Consider the following 387-nt stretch of genomic DNA (forward strand, 5'->3'; position numbering starts at 1 on the left):
ATCCCATTCCCATATGGAAAAACTGAGCGTCCAGTTGACGGTTCTCAACGTTATGCCAGAGCGATTTTTCGGCGTCGTATTGAATACTGTTATAAGCCTGCGGCGTCATTGTCGCCAAAGTGTCAGGTAACGGACGTGGTGCACCACGCCATGCTGTTTGCGCTAAGTCGTGCGCCATTGACTGTAGAATGGAGAAGTCAAAACGCTGGGTTTGCCCGTCGGCAATATCAGAATCGGCCGCGAATGCCGCCTGAGAAAAAAGAGAAGCAATGCCGCTGGTACCGCACACGGCGGCCATAGCCATTGAACCTTTAATAAATCGTCTACGATCCATACCTGAAAGTGAGTCCTTCTGGTGTTGTGAATGGTCCCGCGCTGGTCATTTTC

The 387-nt window shown here is 50.9% G+C and carries 1 protein-coding gene; it reads right to left on the bottom strand.

The features are described from left to right. The coding region (locus GV819_RS32850; protein WP_161760140.1) for a glucan biosynthesis protein at positions 1–334 on the bottom strand (334 nt) is incomplete at its 3' end. Between the last annotated feature and the right edge of the window lie 53 nt (positions 335–387).

Source organism: Pseudomonas sp. Fl5BN2, assembly GCF_009908205.1.
In the GTDB taxonomy this organism is placed as follows: domain Bacteria; phylum Pseudomonadota; class Gammaproteobacteria; order Pseudomonadales; family Pseudomonadaceae; genus Aquipseudomonas.